At 54.8% G+C, this 17,298-nt stretch carries 15 protein-coding genes and 1 other RNA gene; 8 read left to right on the top strand and 8 right to left on the bottom strand.

What is annotated here, in order from left to right; all coding sequences use genetic code 11:
- Positions 1-284 precede the first annotated feature (284 nt).
- A complete protein-coding gene (gene ileS, locus VK738_21510; protein ID HTD25240.1) occupies positions 285-3,137 on the top strand; it encodes an isoleucine--tRNA ligase in 2,853 nt (950 codons plus the stop codon).
- Positions 3,134-3,658 (top strand): signal peptidase II, encoded by a 525-nt coding sequence (lspA, locus tag VK738_21505; GenBank protein HTD25239.1) that lies wholly within the window; start codon positions 3,134-3,136, stop codon positions 3,656-3,658. Before ileS ends, lspA begins: the two co-directional genes overlap by 4 nt.
- On the opposite strand, the gene VK738_21500 is transcribed toward lspA, so the two are convergent.
- Positions 3,655-4,305 carry a hypothetical protein gene (locus tag VK738_21500; protein ID HTD25238.1) on the bottom strand — a complete coding sequence of 217 codons (651 nt, stop codon included), beginning with the start codon at positions 4,303-4,305 and terminating at the stop codon, positions 3,655-3,657. The two genes, lspA and VK738_21500, sit on opposite strands and share 4 nt — an antisense overlap.
- 138 nt (positions 4,306-4,443) lie before the next feature.
- Between VK738_21500 and VK738_21495 the strand changes: the two genes are divergently transcribed.
- A complete protein-coding gene (locus VK738_21495; GenBank protein ID HTD25237.1) occupies positions 4,444-4,911 on the top strand; it encodes a single-stranded DNA-binding protein in 468 nt (155 codons plus the stop codon).
- 103 nt (positions 4,912-5,014) lie between these two features.
- Complete coding sequence (cyaY, locus tag VK738_21490; protein HTD25236.1) at positions 5,015-5,347, top strand: iron donor protein CyaY; 333 nt, start codon at positions 5,015-5,017, stop codon at positions 5,345-5,347.
- Between the two features lie 293 nt (positions 5,348-5,640).
- Here the strand turns inward: cyaY and VK738_21485 are convergent, their stop codons facing one another.
- Positions 5,641-6,162, bottom strand: coding sequence for a hypothetical protein (locus VK738_21485; protein HTD25235.1), 522 nt, complete (start codon positions 6,160-6,162; stop codon positions 5,641-5,643).
- 225 nt (positions 6,163-6,387) lie between these two features.
- Positions 6,388-6,783, bottom strand: a complete 396-nt coding sequence (locus VK738_21480) for a hypothetical protein (protein ID HTD25234.1) — start codon at positions 6,781-6,783, stop codon at positions 6,388-6,390.
- Between the two features lie 101 nt (positions 6,784-6,884).
- On the opposite strand from VK738_21480, the gene VK738_21475 reads away from it, so the two are divergent.
- Positions 6,885-7,541 carry a TetR/AcrR family transcriptional regulator gene (locus VK738_21475; protein HTD25233.1) on the top strand — a complete coding sequence of 219 codons (657 nt, stop codon included), beginning with the start codon at positions 6,885-6,887 and terminating at the stop codon, positions 7,539-7,541.
- Between the two features lie 144 nt (positions 7,542-7,685).
- Here VK738_21475 and VK738_21470 read toward each other — a convergent pair whose 3' ends face one another.
- Entirely contained in the window at positions 7,686-8,699 is a 1,014-nt protein-coding gene (locus tag VK738_21470) for a YpdA family putative bacillithiol disulfide reductase (GenBank protein ID HTD25232.1), read from the bottom strand.
- Positions 8,700-8,910: 211 nt separating this feature from the next.
- On the opposite strand from VK738_21470, the gene VK738_21465 reads away from it, so the two are divergent.
- The gene (locus VK738_21465) at positions 8,911-10,356 is read left to right on the top strand and encodes an aspartate ammonia-lyase (GenBank protein ID HTD25231.1); all 1,446 of its coding nucleotides are present in this window, start codon (positions 8,911-8,913) and stop codon (positions 10,354-10,356) included.
- Positions 10,357-10,358: 2 nt separating this feature from the next.
- Here VK738_21465 and VK738_21460 read toward each other — a convergent pair whose 3' ends face one another.
- The 3 genes from VK738_21460 to ffs all read right to left on the bottom strand — a co-directional run bounded on the left by VK738_21460 (position 10,359) and on the right by ffs (position 12,301).
- Entirely contained in the window at positions 10,359-10,979 is a 621-nt protein-coding gene (locus VK738_21460) for an HAD family phosphatase (GenBank protein ID HTD25230.1), read from the bottom strand.
- 61 nt (positions 10,980-11,040) lie between these two features.
- Positions 11,041-12,039 carry a beta-ketoacyl-ACP synthase III gene (locus VK738_21455; protein HTD25229.1) on the bottom strand — a complete coding sequence of 333 codons (999 nt, stop codon included), beginning with the start codon at positions 12,037-12,039 and terminating at the stop codon, positions 11,041-11,043.
- 164 nt (positions 12,040-12,203) lie between these two features.
- Positions 12,204-12,301, bottom strand: an RNA gene (gene ffs, locus VK738_21450) — signal recognition particle sRNA small type.
- A 115-nt stretch (positions 12,302-12,416) separates the two neighbouring features.
- Between ffs and VK738_21445 the strand changes: the two genes are divergently transcribed.
- Both VK738_21445 and rimO read left to right on the top strand, forming a co-directional pair.
- A complete protein-coding gene (locus VK738_21445; protein HTD25228.1) occupies positions 12,417-14,564 on the top strand; it encodes a DUF3488 and transglutaminase-like domain-containing protein in 2,148 nt (715 codons plus the stop codon).
- Between the two features lie 30 nt (positions 14,565-14,594).
- Complete coding sequence (rimO, locus tag VK738_21440; GenBank protein ID HTD25227.1) at positions 14,595-16,136, top strand: 30S ribosomal protein S12 methylthiotransferase RimO; 1,542 nt, start codon at positions 14,595-14,597, stop codon at positions 16,134-16,136.
- A 109-nt stretch (positions 16,137-16,245) separates the two neighbouring features.
- Here the strand turns inward: rimO and VK738_21435 are convergent, their stop codons facing one another.
- Complete coding sequence (locus VK738_21435; protein HTD25226.1) at positions 16,246-16,800, bottom strand: hypothetical protein; 555 nt, start codon at positions 16,798-16,800, stop codon at positions 16,246-16,248.
- Positions 16,801-17,298 lie beyond the last annotated feature (498 nt).

Below are 17,298 nucleotides of genomic sequence, written 5' to 3'. Positions count from 1 at the left end.
ACATTCAGAGGAGGATAGATTTCCGATGCCTCGGAAAACGCAATAAAAATGTTCGGCACAATAGGGATTCCTCCGCTCCGCGTTCGGAATGACAAGAAATTAAGGACGGTGATTCCACATTTTCTCGATTCTTCCCGCCCCACTGGCTTTGCACCGTTCCTGTGGTCAGAGTCGTCTAATGTTTATTGATTCCCGGTTCATTACACGCAGAACATAGGGCCAGCACTTATAATTAGAATCCAGATACAAAGATTCATGACGACCAGAAAAGGAATGACAACCCGGTGGAATTGAAAGCAACCCTCAACCTGCCCCGCACGGAATTTGCCATGAAGGCCAACCTGCCGCAGAAAGAGCCAGCGATACTGGCTCGCTGGCAGGAGACGGGGATCTATGAGCGTATCCGTGAAGCCAGAAAAGGTGCTCCTATCTACGTTTTGCACGATGGGCCGCCGTATGCCAATGGCTCTATTCACCTTGGTCATGCCTTAAACAAATGCTTGAAGGATTTTGTCGTAAAGTCAAAGACTATGGCAGGGTTCGATGCGCCGTATGTCCCGGGCTGGGACTGCCATGGCTTGCCTATTGAGATCAAAGTAGATGAAAAACTGGGCAAGAAAAAGCTGGAGATGGACCCGCTACGGGTCCGGCAGGAATGCCGCGCCTACGCCGACAATTTTCTCAACATTCAGCGTGAGCAATTCCAGCGTTTGGGTGTTTTTGGCCGATTCGACCGGCCCTATTCCACCATGTCACCGGACTACGAAGCGGTGATCGTAGAGACACTTTTTAGCTTCCTGGAAAAAGATGCCGTTTATAAGGGGCTCAGACCGGTTTACTGGTGCATCTTCGATAAAACCGCACTGGCAGAGGCGGAAGTTGAGTATGAAACGCATACCAGCCCGAGCGTGTGGGTAAAGTATGCCCTGACCAGCGATCCCGCAGCCATTGATCCTGCCCTGAAGGGCAAAAAGGTATCCACCATCATCTGGACTACGACCCCATGGACTTTGCCGGCTTCGATGGCGGTAGCTTTTCATCCGGGGATTGAGTATGTGGCCCTCGAAAGCGGCGATTCGGTTTACATTGTGGCTGAAGCGCTGGCTAAGGCGACCATCGAAAACACTTCGCTGACCGGGGCGCAGGTCATTGCCCGCTTCCCCGGACGCAAGCTGGAAAACGTCACCTTCGCGCATCCCTTTTTGGATAGAAAGATTCTCGGGGTCCTCGCCGACTACGTCACGACCGATCAGGGAACGGGCGCGGTGCATACCGCCCCTTCTCACGGCGCGGACGACTTTTATACTGGCGCGAAGTACAAGCTCGACCAGACCTGCAACGTGGATGAAGCCGGCAGAATGCGCAACGGGCTTCCCGAATACGAAGGCAAAACCGTTTTTCAGGCGAACGAACCCATCATCGAGTTGCTGAAGAAGCGGGGCGTACTCATGGCCCAGGCAAAGCTGGAGCACCAGTATCCGCATTGCTGGCGCTGTCATAATCCGGTGATCTTCCGCGCTACCGAGCAGTGGTTTATCGGCATGGAGAGTCCACTCGAGGGTTCAACGTTGCGGCAACGCGCGCTGGATGAAATCAAGAAGGTGAAGTGGGACCCGGCGTGGGGCGAAGAGCGCATCTCCAACATGATTGCGACGCGTCCGGATTGGTGCATCTCACGCCAGCGGGTTTGGGGCGTGCCTATCGCTGTATTTTTCTGCGCCGGGAAAGACTGCAACGAGTTGCTGCGCTCGCCCCAGGCCAACCGCGCTGTGGTCGAGTTATTTGCGCGCGAGGGCTCCGATGCCTGGTACAAGCACGATGCCAAAGAGATCCTCCCTGCGGGGACGAAATGTACGAAGTGTAGCGGCGCAGAGTTCCGCAAAGAGATGGACATCATTGATGTCTGGTTCGAATCGGGCTCAAGCCATGCCGCGGTGCTGGGCCACGAGCCCGGACTTCCCTGGCCTGCCGATATGTACTTGGAAGGCAGCGACCAATATCGCGGCTGGTTCCACTCTTCCCTGCTGTGCGCCGTGGGTACGCGTAATCAATCGCCTTATCGGATGGTGGTTACCAATGGCTGGACGCTCGACCCCGAAGGACGGCCGATGTCAAAGTCGCTGGGCAACGGAGTTGATCCGGTAGATGTCGCCAAGCGCCTGGGCAGCGAGATTGTGCGCCTGTGGGTGGCGTCGGTGGATTTCCGCGAAGACGTGCATGCTTCCGAAGAGCTGATGCAGCGGGTGGCGGACAACTACAAGAAGGTACGCAATACGTTCAAGAACATGCTGGGCAATCTTTACGACTTCAACCCAGCCGAGCACGCGGTGGAATTTTCGAAGCTGGAGCCCCTGGATCGCTATGCGCTGGTTCTGACCGCCGACCTGACAAAAGAACTTCGGCAATGGTACGAAGAGTTTGCCTTTCACAAAATCTACCAGCGGCTGAACCAGTTTTGCGTGGTAGACCTGAGTGCCTTCTATTTTGACGTGATTAAAGACCGTCTCTATACGGCAGCCACCAATTCGCAGGCGCGCCGCTCGGCGCAAACTGCGTTGTGGCAAATTGCCTCGGCGCTCGTCAAACTAACAGCACCGATCCTGAGCTTTACCGCCGAGGAGGTTTGGCAATACCTGCCCCAGGGCAAGGATTGGCCGGCGAGTGTGCATCTGGCGCGGTTTCCAGCACCGGAAGAAGTTGCCGGAGCATCCAATTGGGATGACGCGGCTTTCCGTGCCGATTGGGCGGTGATGCTTTCGGTGCGTGATGCCGCTTTGAAGGCGCTGGAGGAAGAGCGCAAGAAAGAGACGATTGGCCGCAGTGAGGAGGCGCAAGTGACAATCTCGGCGGCGGAGCAGGCCCACCAGGTGCTGGAACGCAATCGTAAGCATTTGCGGGAACTTTTGAAGGTCTCTAGTGTTGTATTAGAAAAGGCAGCCTCTGGGAACGGAGCCGCGGCGATCCACGTTAAGGTGGCTCGGGCGCAGGGGACAAAGTGCGAACGCTGCTGGACGTACTCAACGCATGTGGGAGAAGATAAGCAGTATCCGACGGTATGCGAACGTTGCAGCCAGGCTTTGGCCGAGATGTTTGGCCCACGAAACGAAGATGAAATAGGAAACAAGGCTCAAAATTGAAACCCGCTTCCAATAACCACGCCAAACGTAAATACCACTTTTTGATCGCAACCCTTGTTGTGCTCGCCGATCAGTTTACGAAATGGCTGGTGGCGACAAATATCTCGCTGCATGACACCATCAGTATTATTCCGGGACTGTTCCGTATCACCCACGTTGAGAACCAGGGCGCAGCCTTCGGCTTGTTTGCGGATTCGCCCTCCGAGTGGCGGGGTGCAGCGTTGATAGCTTTTTCAGCGCTGGCGCTGGTGGTAGTGTCTATCCTGCTCTGGAAGAACAGCCATGCCATGAACTCCACAGGAATTGCGCTCTCGCTCATCCTGGGAGGAGCAATTGGGAATCTATGGGATCGGGTGGTCGCAGGCCACGTGGTTGATTTTCTGGATTTTTATCTGGGCAATTCGCATTGGCCCTCTTTCAACATCGCCGACAGCGCCATTGTGATCGGAGCGCTCCTGCTGGTCGGCGAGATCATGTTCGCCAAATCTCCCGCCGAAGAAGGCACGGTGACCAACCGCTAGCTTCGGTTAGCGTGCCGGGCCAGTTGCGGTTGAATCTCTTGCAGGAAATACTCAGTTTTCTCAAAAATCTTCAGCAGCCCGCGTATGGAAGTTTCTGCAACTGGCGCCTCGCTGGAGAGCTCCGCGATTTCCTGAAAAGCCCGGTCAGGCTGCAATCCCGCCTCGGTTGCCGCCATATATAAATCTCCCAACCCGGCAAGCGTGTCGTGGTAGTCGCCACGCAGGTCTTCCATAGAAGCAACGGCGACCCCAAATCGCAGCCACTGTTCTTCACTCCCGGCTGGGCCCCCGGCGCGAACCTGCTCAGCGGCGCGATGGAGGTATCCCCAAAGGTCATGCAGGATGTAAGGCTGCTTTCCCAGAAAAAACCGAATGTTTTCGCGTTCCTTGGATGTGGCACCAAGATACAAGCTACAGAGTTGGTCAATGGCCAGGTTCAGATCGTGCCGGGGGCCGTCTCCAGCCTTGGCCATAGCATGGCGCAAGGCCTCATGTTGCTGCTCATGTTTGTACTCGCCAGCAGCAGCCTTGACCGGATCGAGTAACCTGCCCAGTTCGTCTTTGACCTGCTGCTGCCAAAGCAGCAAGCGCTGGTTCAAGGCCATCAGCTCTGGCTGCAGTTTCTCCCACGGTTGGAGGGAAATCATAGAAGGCACACTTTCATGGGAGTCAACCAATACTTTTAAGTTAAATGAATGCAGGCCCCGGCGGCAAGCAGGCAAAGATGCAGCGAAGGTGGTATATTGCATCGAAACATTTCTGCAGTACCCAGGAGCAACAGAGCCATGGCAAAAAGCGTGAATAAAGTTATTCTCATCGGAAATCTCGGAAAGGACCCCGAGGTCAAATTTACTCCCAGCGGCACGGCAGTGGCCAAGTTCAGCCTGGCGACCAACGAACGCTATAAAGACAAAGCCGGCGAATGGCAGGACCGCACCGAGTGGCACAACATTGTCGCCTGGCAGCGCCTGGCGGAGATCGTGGGCGAGTACGTGAAGAAAGGCAACAAGATCTACATCGAAGGACGCCTGCAGACTTCTTCCTGGGAAGACAAACAGAGCGGTGAGAAAAAGTATCGCACTGAGATCATCGCTCATGATTTAGTTCTGCTCGGCGGACGCGGCGGCGAGGCCGATCACGAAGGCGGCGGCTCACGTTCACGCGGTGCTGCCGCGGGCAACAACGCCCCGGCACCACCAGAACAAGAGTTCAGCGAAGCCTCGCAGATTACGGATGAGGATATTCCGTTCTAAATGCAGTTCTTAGTTTCGGGTTTCAGGTTTCGAGTTGCTGTTTCATAGCAGGAGGCATGATTTAAACTATTCCCTGGCTCGAAACTTGAAACTGGAACTGCCCATGGATGAACAGCAATTTCGCCGACATGCCGACTCTGCACTGGAGTCGCTCAAACAAAGCCTGATTCGCGCTGAGGATTCCGCCGAAATAGAAGTGGAAGAGAGCGGAGGCGCTCTTAAAGTCAACTTTGAAGAGCCGCCCGCTATTTTTGTGATTTCACCCAATGCGCCGGTGAAGCAAATCTGGATCTCGGCCCTCTCCACCAGCTTTAAGCTTGATTGGTCCGACGCGGCCAATGCATTTGTATTGGGCAAGACGGGCGAGGACCTGAAGATACTGCTTTCGCGGCTGATCAACGAACAATTGGGTGAGCAGGTAGTGAGCCTGAAATAAGCGCCACTTATTCGGTGTTTCTATAGGCTATCTCATAAATAGCTCTGCGAGGTGCGCCCAACATAGGTGGTGTAATCGCCTGTTTTCAACAGTTACTTCCGTATTGCCCGGCGCCCGTCACGGTGGAAAATTGTTTACGACGCAGCTCAAATGCGGCGCTATCCCCGTCGGTACGAAGCTCAACAATTCGCAGAATGAGGGTGCGTAGTCCGCGCCGCCGGTCACTTTAGACACTCCCCTACAGGCGCAGCTCTTCTAGCTTCAACTACTTCTGAACACACACGCGGGGACCCTTAAGATGCCGCCGCATCCCCGGCGAAGGCTCGAACCGCCTTGGGCTGAGGACGCAGCAGCAAATAGAATGCGACGACGTGCGTGATCATCAGCACGGGCACGTAGATGATCGGGATCGCGTATGTGGCGCCCAACTGTCCCGCCAGCGCGGGAAGGCCGACCTGGACGGCGTGGTAATAGTCGAGGATGAGGTCGACCACTCCCACGAGATTGAAGGCGACTACGAACAGCCAAAAGAGTGGACGTATCCTTACCGTGAGAAGCGCGAGGATGGCGAGCACCCCGGTTGCCAGGTCCCAGTAGGCGGCGAACGTCGCGAAGCTCGCGGGCAGATTGCCGACGACACCTGGAAGAATAAAGACGAGCCCGAAGAAGCGGAAGCTGTGTAGGGTAGCGATGGCACGTTGCGCTGCAACCAGGTCCATCGCCTTGAGCCTGGGCATGATGTACACGCCGAAGCAAAGCAGCCACGCGACATAACCTAGAATGAGATGCAGATTGAAGATAATTTCCGGCGACATTTGGCCTCCTATCAGATTGACGGCTTCCCGTTAGATGACATACGTCATCTAACGAGAGCAAGATCCACACCGCGAATCACGGTTCTCAACGCGGCCTAAGGTTTCGGTGTTCGAAGTTCAGCCATCGCCGTCGAATGGCCGTTTACTTCCAGCGTTGGCTTCCAATGGGAAAGACTGCCAGCCTCCGCCCAGGGCTTTGTATCCGGCCGCAGTGGCCGAGTTCACTTATTGGTTAGGGCTATCACGCAATAGCATCCTGAGCGGCATGAGTGGCCCGACCGGAATGAACTGCTCGTCCATGAGGTTTTCCTTCGAGAGAGGTAGGTCCTCGATGAGGGCCCGGGCCTCCTCTACGTCCTTGCAGTTCAGTATGAAGATGACGCCCCGGCCGTCGCCGCGCGTGAACCACTGCTGAATCTTGCCGTCGAGATACAGGGGAACGGTCGCACGAATTTCGGCGGGCATGATTTTCATGACTTGCTCGGGAGTAACCCCCGGTTTTGGCGAAAGGATCGTCAGCACGCCGGTGATCTTGGGCTGCGGCGGTGTGACCTGGCCTTGCGCCATAGGCGCCAGGACCGTCGCGAACGCCAGCATCAGGTAAAACATTTCAATCTTCATGGTTCAGCTCCTTTGATTCCTCTCGGAATTTGAGTTGGTACCCTTGGGTACCACACACTCATAATGGTACTATACGGTACCAGCTTCGTCAAGGAGGGGTGATGGCTACGACATCCATGTCAAAACGCCGCCAGGAAGGCGGCGACGAAACCGCAGTGCGCGAGCGCATCCTTGAGGCGGCCTTTGCGGCGTTCATGAAGAGCGGCTACGCAACGACCAGCACACTTGAGATCGCGACGCGCGCGCGCGTTTCGAAGCGAGAGCTTTACGCGCTAGTTGGCAACAAACAAGAAATGCTGATCGCCTGCATAAGCGAGCGCGCCAAACGATTTGACGTGCCCGTTGACCTGCCCGTGCTGCGCGATCGCGATACCCTAGAGCAGGTGCTGGCTTCTTTCGGGACCAAGCTCTTCCGCGAGATAAGCGATCCCACGGTCATTGCGGTATTCCGATTGGCGATCGCCGAGGCGGTCCAGGCCCCCGAAGTGGCGCGTGCGCTCAACTCTATAGGACGCGAGACAAGCCGCGCCGCTTTGCGTAAAATCATGGCCCGGGCCCAGGCGGCCGGACTGCTCGCAGGGCGTCCTGCCGAACTTGGCCAGCAGTTCGCGGGGCTGCTCTGGGGCGATTTGATGGTCAGCCTGTTGCTCGGCGTCGCCGAGCGACCGAACCCCCGCGAAATCGCGGTACGTGCCCGCGACGCCGCAGCCGCCTTCCTGCAACTTCATCCGCTACCGAAGGAACATGCGCCTGAATAGACGTCCGAGCGCCCGGCTCAATTCCAAGTAAGATCCAAAATCTGCAAGTGGAAAGTTAGGTGCAATTCGATAGTTGGCATTAACATCGCCATTTCACCAGCAACCGCCGGACAGCGCATTTATGAGATAGCTTCTAATCCGTGTTTATCCGTGTAAATCTGTGGCAAGTTTTCTTTTTAAGTCTTCGGCGATTTGCTTGCCGTGGAACCGGCCATTCTCGATGAAAATTTCGCTGGTCTTGGCGCCGGCCACGATCACTCCGGCCACGTAAATTCCAGGTACGTTACTTTCCAAGGTTTGCGGGTTGCACTCGGGGCGATAGTCGTTCTGGTTAAGGCGAATGCCCACGCTGCGCAGGAAATCGTAATCGGGATGGTAACCGGTCAGGGCGAAGACAAAATCGTTCTTGATTCGGATCTCGCCTGCAGGAGTGCTTAGCAGCACGCAATCCGGACGAATCTCGCGCACGATGGACTCGAAGTAAGCCTTAACCTCCCCATTCTTTATGCGATTTTCAATATCAGGCTTAATCCAATACTTTACGTTTGCATGCATGCCCGGTCCGCGATGCACCAGGGTTACTCGGGCGCCGCGTCGCCACAGTTCCAGCGCGGCAATGGCGGCAGAGTTCTTGCCGCCGACAATGAGAACGTCGGTATCAAAGTACGGATGCGGTTCGCGGTAATAGTGCAGAACCTTGAGCAGCTCTTCACCGGGTACGTTCATGATATTGGGCAGGTCGTAGTAGCCGGTGGCGATAATGACTTTACGGGCGCGATACTGGAATTTATCGCCACGCTGGTCGTGGGTAGTATCAATCAGAAATTCGTTATCTTTACCGCAGATCTTCTCTACCCTTTCATACTGGCGGATCTTTAACTGGTAGTGCTGGGCGACATTGCGGTAGTACTCCAGCGCTTCTGGCCGGGTCGGCTTTACGTTAGCGGAGGGAAAAGGAATATCGCCGATCTCCAGCAGCTCAGGCGTTGTGAAAAAAACCATGTTGGCGGGATAGTGAAAGAGCGAATTGACCAAGCAGCCCTTATCAATCAGCAGGGCGCTCAGCCCGGCGCGCTGCGCTTCAATCGCGCAGGCCATGCCGGTGGGGCCGGCTCCGATCACGATGACATCTGTCTTCTCTTCCGTTGCTTGTGACATGGCTTCGATCACTGTTCCGATTCTAAATCATCAGTAGAAGCTCTTAGCTCTTGGCTTTTAGCTCTGGCCAGAGACGTAGCAAGCTACGTCTCCACTGTAGTTTTTTCGGGGCTGGATTGGCGCAATGTACTCCAGCTTTGATCACCGGCGGTTGTTATAATTTTCTGTTTGGCATTTGCTCAGATTCAAACAAGGAGAGAGCCCTTCCAAAATGGCTACAGCAACCATGAATGCAACCCGGCAGGAAAAGGATTCCATTGGATTTAAAGAGGTCCCGGCAAACGCTTACTACGGCGTGCAGACGGCGCGAGCGGTTGAGAACTATCCTATTTCGGGAATGAGGGCGCATCCCACGCTGATTCGCGCTATCGGCCTGGTGAAGCAGGCCGCAGCCGAGGCCAACAAGTCGCTGGAACTGGTAGATGAGCAACGCGCGAACGCCATCATCCAGGCCGCACAGGAGGTTGCCGAGGGCAAGTGGGACAAAGAATTTGTGGTGGATGTTTTTCAGGCCGGGGCCGGTGTCAGCTTCCACATGAACAGCAATGAAGTCATCGCCAACCGCGCTACTGAGCTGATGGGCGGCAAGCTGGGCGAATACACGGTGCATCCCAATGACCACGTCAACTACGGACAATCTACCAACGACGTCTTCCCTACCAGCATGCGTCTAGCCACGCTGCTGGAGTTGGAGAAACTCTACCCTGCCCTGGACGCGCTGGCAGCGTCGTTAGAGAAAAAGACAAAGGAATTTCACGATGTGATGAAGTCGGGCCGCACGCACATGCAGGATGCTGTGCCGATTCGCCTGGGGCAGGAATTCGCCGCCTACGCAGTCTCTGTACGTAAGGCAATCGAGAGCATCAAACTGAACAGCAACGAGCTGCGCGAACTAGGGTTGGGAGGTTCGGCGGTTGGGACCGGCATTAATACGCATCCTGATTACCGTGAAAGGGCCATTGCCAATCTGGCACGCCTCTCCGGACAAAAGCTTGTTCCCGCGAAAGATATGCGTTGGGCGATGCAGTCAAATTCTGCGATGGCGGCCGTCTCCAGCGCGCTGCGCAATCTAGCGTTGGAAATCATTCGTATCTCGAATGACTTGCGACTGCTCTCTTCCGGCCCCAATACAGGATTCGCCGAAATTAATCTGCCCGGATTGCAGCCCGGTTCTTCGATCATGCCGGGAAAAATTAATCCGGTTATGCCTGAGCTGGCGGCGATGGTTTGCTTTCAGGTGATTGGCAACGACGTAGCAGTAGCTATGGCGGTGCAGGCGGGACAGCTCGAACTCAACGTCATGATGCCTACGATGTCTTATAGCGTGCTGCAGTCCATTACCATCCTGAGCAATATGCTGCAGGTCTTCAACGAAAAGTGCGTAGCCGGATTGACCGCCAACCAGAAACGCTGCGAGTTCTACGCGCAAAGCACGGTTTCGCTGGCAACGGCGCTTAATCCGTATATCGGGTACGCCAAGGCGGCGGAGATCGTAAAAGAATCCGTGGCAACGGGCAGATCAATCATAGATATTGCCCGCGAGAAAAAGTTGCTGACGGAAAATGAAATTGCGGAAATCCTTGATCCTGTGAACATGACTGAGCCACAGGTGCCGAAAGAAGCGGCCAAGCATCGAGAAGAGATCAAGAAGAAGTAACCTTAATTTTCTATCACCCCGGCTTCAATCAAAGCTTGCTCCGCGGCCGTTACTCCTTTGACCTGGACAGCATTCATCCCAACGGCTTGCGCCGCCTCTACGTTTAGTTTGCTGTCATCGAGAAAAAGGACTTCGTCCGCGGCGCAGTTCAGTGTGTCAGTCACGTGTTGGAACACTTCTTCATCAGGCTTGATCTTGCCCATCAGATGCGAGGCAAAATACAGATCGAAAGCCTCGGCTAGTTGCATTTCTTCCATCATGCGAGGCCAGTGCAGCGCGTTGGAATTGGACAGCGTGGCCCGCGTGTACCGCTGCGGAACTCTGCCGATCAGGTCAAGGGCGCCCGGAAACAGACCACGCGGCCAACGTGCGAACTCGTCCAGAAGCTGAGGTGTTCCGACGGGGAGGCCCATCTCCACAATAAGTTGATCGGCGAACCACTCAGGGGTAGCTCGTCCGGTTTCAAATGCGCGGACTACCGGAGAGGTAAGCCACATTTTCCAAAGCTCTTCCGATGAAACCCGGTTGCTCATCCACGCGAGCATGGTCGGGACCCCGGACAGCTCGACCAGCACTCCGCCCAAATCAAACAGGACAACACGAATCTGATGCTTCCGAGACATAAGTTTTGGCCGGTAGAACTGATATAGCGCAAAATATTTGAGGCCATTGAATAGCAATTGCCTAATAAGCCCATCGCAGCAAGGTTGCTCCAACGGTAAATCCTGCGCCAACCGACGCCAGAAGTACGAGATCGCCTTTCTTTAGCTTACCGCGTTCGCGTGCGGTCTGCATGGCTAAAGGAATAGTTGCTGCCGTAGTATTCCCAAACTGATCAATGTTGACGATCACGTTCTCGGATTTTAGGCCAATGCGGTCTGCCGTGGCGGTGATGATCCGCAGATTGGCCTGGTGAGGCAGGAATACGGCTACGTCGCAGCCCTTCAATCCGTTGCGCTTCAAGATGGTCTCGCAAACCTCAACCATCTTACGCACCGCGAACTTGAATACGGCCTGCCCATCCTGATGGACGTAATGCAATTTCTTGTCTACCGTCTCGTGCGATGGCGGATGCAGGCTTCCGCCTCCCGGCATATTGAGAGCGGATCCGCCGGAGCCGTCTACCTCATGAAGAAAGTCTATAAAACCGGGCTCGTCAGCGGCAGCGGGCTCTACCAGCACAGCCCCAGCGCCATCGCCAAAAATTACACAGGTGGCACGATCGGTGTAATCAATGATGGAAGACATCACGTCCGCACCGATGACCAAAACTTTTTTGTGGGCTCCCGTGCGTACGAACTGCACGCCCGCCTGCAAAGCATAGAGAAAACCCGAGCAGGCCGCCGATACGTCGAAGCCCCATGCGCCTTTGGCGCCGAGTTTGTTTTGCACCAGACAGGCGGTGGCGGGAAACATCATATCGGGCGTGACCGTGGCAACAATGATGGCCTCTACATCTCCAGGAGTGATTCCACGCTCGGTCAGTACTTTGCGGGCCGCTTCAACTGCCAGATCGCTGGAGGCGACTCCTTTTTCCACGATATGGCGCTGGCGGATGCCGGTGCGTTCGACAATCCACTGGTCGGTGGTATCCACCATTTTTTCAAGATCATTGTTGGTAAGAATTTTGGGCGGGACATAGGTTCCCAGAGCGGTAATCTTGGCGCCTAATAGATTTTGCAAAATTAATATCTCCAGTTATATAAGGCTCCGCGGTAAACCGCTGCGCCCTCGCTTTTTGGTTCGCGCGGCACGGCGCTCACCAAAAAACCACCCTTACCAAGAAGAACACGAGCTTTCGTAAACTCGCTGCGTGTGGAATCTATTGCCTGGAGGGCCAGTTTGCCAGGCACCGGGGTACCCGCTGCACACGCACGAGCCCGTTACCGTTGCTTCCTTCCGGACCTGGCGGGGTTGGCGGGATTGCGTTGCGCGGGACCCAATGCCTGACAGACGATTTTATCAAATGACCTAAGAATGACCCACCGCAGCACAAAAAAGATGGTTAACGTAAGGGGTACAATAATGCTGTGTCTTCCGCTTCAGCAGTGCGCTTACGGGTGCCTTTGGCGATCGAACGCTTCTTTGATACCTCGCTCTACCTGTTGATCGCCACGGGTTTTTTTACCCTGGCCGGTACCGGTAAGCTGGATATGCTCTCTGTGTTGTTCGTCGCTGTTGCGCTCATCGTTCGGGGTGTATTGCTGGCACGCGGACGGGAATTCAAGATCTCGGAACGCTACACCAATTACGCCACACTTGTGTACGTGGTTTTTTACGTTGCCGATTTCTTTCTGATATCTGGAAGCTTTGTTAATGCCACCGTGCACCTTGTGCTGTTCAGCATGGTGGTCAAAATGTTTTCTGTGCATCGCCAGCGCGACAATTTCTATCTCGCCTTGCTTGCGTTCTTAATGGTCCTGGCGGCAGCGGTGCTCACTGTGGATAGCACCTTCTTTTTTGCCTTCCTGCTGTTTCTCGTTTTGACAGCCACAACCTTTCTCAGCATGGAGATGAAACGCTCCGCAGAAACCGCTACGGCGCAGGCGCGCGAAATACCAGACCAATCTGTGCTGGCCCGCTCGCTTCTGATTGCGGCCGTAGTCCTGGTGATCAGCATCAGCGTGACATCGCCGATTGTTTTCTACGTCCTTCCCCGCACCAGCAATGGTTATCTGAGCCAGCTTGCTCAAAACAACCAGGTGCTGACCGGATTTGGAAACGAGGTACAACTCGGCCAGATTGGCGAGATCAAGCAATCCAGCTCCATCGTCATGCATGTCCAAGTGTTCGGCGATACGCGCGGAAATTTCACCAATTTGAAGTGGCGTGGCGTGGCGCTGGGGCTCTTTGACGGCCGCAAGTGGGACAATCCGCTTACATTTTCTCCCATTCCACATGGAATTTCTGGAACATTCAGCCTGCGGCCGCAAACCGGAGAAGGATTTCGCCCGGAAACGTCTGCAAAGTACACGCACCCCTACGCGCACATGCTGAATTACCGCGTGGTGATGGAACCGATTGGCACAAACGTCTTCTTTGTGGCCCCCTTTGGAGACGCCATCGTGGGCAATTATCGTTCTGTCTCGCAAGACCTGGCGGGTTCGGCATTTACAGATGAACCCATCGGTATTTACGTGGGGCGCTCTAATGTGCTTGAGGCCGAACCAGAGCTGTTACGCAAAGCTTCTGGAGAGTTTCCACCAGAAATTGCGCTGCATTATCTGCAGGTGCCCAAGCTTGATCCTCGCATCGCGCAACTGGCGGCAAAAGTTACAGCGGGCAAAACCAATAACTACGATCGCGCCCGCGAAATCGAGAATTACCTGAGCACGCATTATGGATACACACTGAAGCTTTCGCAGACACCACCGGATGATCCTTTAGCGGAATTTCTTTTCGTGCGCAAAGAGGGCCACTGCGAATATTTTGCCTCCGCCATGGCCATTATGCTGCGCACATTGCAGATTCCCACGCGCGTGGTCAACGGCTTCCGTAGCGCCCAGTTCAACGATCTGACCTCCAGTTACATCGTGCGCGCGAGCGAAGCGCATACCTGGGTGGAAGTGTATTTCCCTGGTTACGGATGGAGCACTTTCGATCCCACACCACCCGATCCTGGTTCCACTTCGGTGTTGCGCAATTCGCGCATGGGTCTATACCTTGATGCGGTCGGCGAGTTCTGGCGCGAATGGGTGATCAACTACGACTTTGGACACCAATCTAACCTGCAGATCAGGATGTTCCTGTTCTCCCGCAGCCGCATGTTTGCCTGGAAGCTGGCACTGATGCGCCGGTATTACAAACTGGTCAGCCATGCCAGCACGACGGACGTACGGCAAATCGCGCGACGTTACGGCCTGGTCCTGACAGCTCTGGTCGCCCTGTTCTTGCTGGCGGTGAACGGCCGCAGGCTGCTGCACACCTGGCGCGACTATCGGATTGCGGCGAGGCCAGAAGACGCCCCACGCGCGGCGGCTTCCATCTGGTATGAACGCATGACGGCTTCCCTCGCCCGCCGGGGATGTGAGAAAAAGCCCGCCCAAACTCCAGCAGAATTCGTGAACTCGATTCTTGAACCTGAGCTTCGACGCGTGGTTTCAGTGTTTACCCTGCACTACCTGCGGGCACGATTTGGGGAGATGACAGAAGACGCCAAACGCTTACCTGAGCTGTTCGCGGAAGTAGAGATTGCCGCCCGGCGATGAATTCACCAGATGTTAAAATAGAAAGATTGCATGTCATCCAAAAACACAACTGAGACCCCCTCAGCCCGGGCAGAAACCCCGGTCAAGATAGGCTTTGTCAGCCTGGGGTGCCCCAAGAATCTCGTGGATAGCGAGGTCATGATGGGGATGCTGGCCTCGTCGGGCGCGCAAATCACTGCTCGTGCCGATGAAGCGGATGTCATCGTAGTCAATACCTGCTCGTTCATTGACACGGCCAAGCAGGAGTCGGTGGATACCATCCTGCAGATGGCGCGGCACAAAGCTTCTGCGGAAAACCCAGGCGGCCGCGCAAAAAAACTGATTGTCGCCGGCTGTCTGGTAGAACGTTACCGCAATGAAATTCAAAAAAATATTCCCGAAGTAGATGCGGTTGTCGGCACCGGCGAGCTGCAAAAAATAATTGCCAGCGCTGGACTGGCGCAATCGGCAACCGGCGCAAGTCAGGATTTTTCACCCTTTAAGATTATTACTTCGCGTCCGGAGGCAACCTATTCGAAGCCGGATGGAGGGTCGACTTCCCGTGCCGAAGGCGACGCCCGCCAAGCGGCCGGACGCTTCTCGCGCAACGAGTGGGATGGGGCCATCGCCGATCTGCCCAATTATCTTTACGACGAAACCACGCCGCGTGTGCTGGCTACGCCCCGGCATCTGGCGTATATCAAGATTGCCGAAGGATGCGATCATCCTTGCAGCTTCTGCATCATCCCGCAACTGCGCGGCAAATTTCGCTCGCGCCGGTTCGAATCGGTAATAACAGAAGCCGAGCGTCTCGTACAGAGTGGTGTGCGAGAGATTACTCTGATCGGACAAGATACGACCTGCTACGGCGAGGACCTTGGCTTGAAAGACGGCTTGGCACTTCTGCTGGAGCGGCTGGCTGCAATTGACGATCTGCGCTGGGTGCGTTTTTTATATGCCTACCCCAACAAGATCACCGGGCGCCTGCTCGAAGCTATCGCCTCTCATCCGAAGATTTGTTCTTACATTGATGTCCCGTTGCAACATGCTTCGGCTCCCGTGCTTAAGAGCATGAAGCGCGGCAGCAGTGCCGACATCTTCCTGAAATCCATCGAGAAGATGCGCCGCGCCGTTCCCCAACTCACATTGCGGACTTCATTCATCGTGGGGTTTCCGGGAGAAAGTGAACGCGACTTCGAGGCGCTGTGTGATTTTGTTCGCGCCGCTGAGTTCGATTGGATGGGGACCTTTGCCTACTCCGATGAAGAGGGTGCTAAAGCATTCCATCTGGAAGAAAAATTACCGCATCGTGTGATTGAAGGCCGTCGCAAGAAACTGATGCAAATCCAGCGCCAGATCAGCAAACGTAAAAAACGCGCTTTGATTGGCAAGCAGTTTGATGTTGTCCTGGAAGGCCCGTCGCAAGAAACTGATTGGCTTTGGGAAGGACGCACCGAGATGCACGCACCAGAAATTGATGGCAAAGTCTTTATCAATGATTTTGGCGCCCTCGATAATGTTCAGGCCGGCGAATTCCACCGCTGCGAGATCACCGAAACTCATGACTACGATCTTGTAGCGCGGCTGGTATAACCAATTCAATTTTGCAAGGGGAAGTATGCGTGAGTAGTTTCTCTCAGATACTTCCCCTCTCTCCATCATTCACATCCCCAGGCTATAACTGCCAGTTGCGAACAGGAGATTACTTCACAAGGTTCAACCCTACCGCCCGAAGCACAATCTTGTCGGTGGTATCGCCAAAATTGACACGCAAATCGAGAAGGACAGAACCCTTTGCGGGATTGACCAACGTTGGTTGACTGTTAACGCAGACCGGACCCGCAGCGTTGAGATGGGTTGGGTCATCCAGCAAAACAATGGCGGTGCTGGGAGGGTTCTGCACCTGCGCCAGCCGTGTCTGAGTGATAAAGCTGCGCGGGTTGGAATTCTCGTAGCACACGCGCACGCTTACAATCTGGAAGCCTGGCGGTACTTCCAGAGCGGTCTCGACGACTTTGTTTCCCCCACCCTGTGCCTCGTCGCCGAGGGTTGAGGAGGTGATGATGAGGCCGCTCAATCCGCCTCCAACACCCGAGTTAACCGCGTTGAACGAGGTCTGCACGCTGGGGTCACCCGGCAGAAATACAAGGTGATCAATCCACATGGTGTGAATCCGGTCTCGATCATGATCACGATCAGGATCGAAACGGGGACGCTCTTGTGCGGTTGCGACAGAACGCGCGAGCAGCAAAGCCATTCCGAGGCAAATGGCAAAAAATAAGGGTCTTTTCCTGCTTCGAGATACTGATAAAGCTTCATTTTCCCTGGGCACACTCATAAATTTGAATTGCTCCTTTCAAAGTTGTCTTGCATAGCAGATAGTGAGGGGCACGTGGATTTCGTTTCCCTTTCCCGGAAACTGGATGAGTAATTCCTATGCTTTAGCGCTTGATTTCGGCCATTATCCGCGTTAAAGTTTCAGTAGCTCTCGCGGTAACTCCCGCCTTCGTCGAATCTCCGAACGAAAATTGCACTGGTTAAGCAGTTTTTTGGCTAATTGCATCAGAGGCTGTGCAATAGGCAGCGGTATAGGCATATGCCACACAATATATTGGGCGTTTAATGCTTGACCGGTAGTAACTTACCCGGTACATTAAGCAGCAATGGTTGTGTTTCCGATCCCTGTCCAGCCGCAGGGAGCGAATTTACCTGCCCACAAGGCAGTACAAACGCCGGGAGTGCTTTCATGGAATCT

It is taken from the genome of Terriglobales bacterium (assembly GCA_035487355.1).
In the GTDB taxonomy this organism is placed as follows: domain Bacteria; phylum Acidobacteriota; class Terriglobia; order Terriglobales; family Acidobacteriaceae; genus QIAW01.
Note: the sequence above shows the minus strand (reverse complement) of the source record. Positions and strands in the feature narration are given on the sequence as shown.

Excerpts from the sequence above, each read along its gene's own strand:
- VK738_21500 (HTD25238.1), bottom strand. The coding sequence starts at position 4,305 with ATGATTTCCCTCCAACCGTGGGAGAAACTGCAGCCAGAGCTGATGGCC.
- VK738_21495 (HTD25237.1), top strand. The coding sequence starts at position 4,444 with ATGGCAAAAAGCGTGAATAAAGTTATTCTCATCGGAAATCTCGGAAAG.
- cyaY (HTD25236.1), top strand. The coding sequence starts at position 5,015 with ATGGATGAACAGCAATTTCGCCGACATGCCGACTCTGCACTGGAGTCG.
- VK738_21485 (HTD25235.1), bottom strand. The coding sequence starts at position 6,162 with ATGTCGCCGGAAATTATCTTCAATCTGCATCTCATTCTAGGTTATGTC.
- VK738_21480 (HTD25234.1), bottom strand. The coding sequence starts at position 6,783 with ATGAAGATTGAAATGTTTTACCTGATGCTGGCGTTCGCGACGGTCCTG.
- VK738_21475 (HTD25233.1), top strand. The coding sequence starts at position 6,885 with ATGGCTACGACATCCATGTCAAAACGCCGCCAGGAAGGCGGCGACGAA.
- VK738_21470 (HTD25232.1), bottom strand. The coding sequence starts at position 8,699 with ATGTCACAAGCAACGGAAGAGAAGACAGATGTCATCGTGATCGGAGCC.
- VK738_21465 (HTD25231.1), top strand. The coding sequence starts at position 8,911 with ATGGCTACAGCAACCATGAATGCAACCCGGCAGGAAAAGGATTCCATT.
- VK738_21460 (HTD25230.1), bottom strand. The coding sequence starts at position 10,979 with ATGTCTCGGAAGCATCAGATTCGTGTTGTCCTGTTTGATTTGGGCGGA.
- rimO (HTD25227.1), top strand. The coding sequence starts at position 14,595 with ATGTCATCCAAAAACACAACTGAGACCCCCTCAGCCCGGGCAGAAACC.
- VK738_21435 (HTD25226.1), bottom strand. The coding sequence starts at position 16,800 with ATGGCTTTGCTGCTCGCGCGTTCTGTCGCAACCGCACAAGAGCGTCCC.